The organism is Sphaerospermopsis reniformis, from assembly GCF_005402885.1.
GTDB classification, from domain to species: Bacteria; Cyanobacteriota; Cyanobacteriia; order Cyanobacteriales; family Nostocaceae; genus Sphaerospermopsis; species Sphaerospermopsis kisseleviana.
The window spans coordinates 1-517 of sequence record NZ_BJCE01000559.1; the positions used below are offsets into that span (position 1 = coordinate 1).

1 protein-coding gene is annotated in these 517 nt (G+C 35.2%); it reads right to left on the reverse strand.

Features of this window, described 5'->3' with window-relative positions; genetic code table 11:
• The coding region (locus FFR48_RS28400) for a transposase family protein (RefSeq protein ID WP_201277715.1) at nucleotides 1–517 on the reverse strand (517 nt) is incomplete at both ends.

Sequence of the window (517 nt, forward strand, 5' to 3'; positions counted from 1 at the left end):
CCTTTTGGCATGGTGACAACTTGATTTTTAAATGAGTGATATTTCTTCTTTCCCGAATAGTATCTTTTTTGCTCATCATTGTCTTCAGGTCTTTCTATAGCTTGCTCAAAGCTATCTACAATTAACTCAAAATCCTGTAATATTTCCTGAGCAATTGCATAATCTCCCTCCTGATTTTCTAATTGTTCTAGCATACTAGATGGTAAAATCTTCCTCAATATTCCTAGCCAGTAATGAAATGTATCATTTGCTTCTGTCTTGGAAATACCAAACTGTAATCCTAATACTTCAAATGTTGGCATTTGCCTGAGATAAAATAGTGTCAGGCATATTTCTTCTTCAATTTTTAATTTTGGTTTACGTCCACCACCTGCTGCATTAACACGTCGTTTATTTTTTTCTAAGAGCGCTTTTTGCTCCTGATGAGTTAACTTCGCCACCTCCATCAATGAAATAAATTGATCATAGCTGATTCCCAGTATACCCCTAGCGCGTTTTGGGTACATATGTATATAAT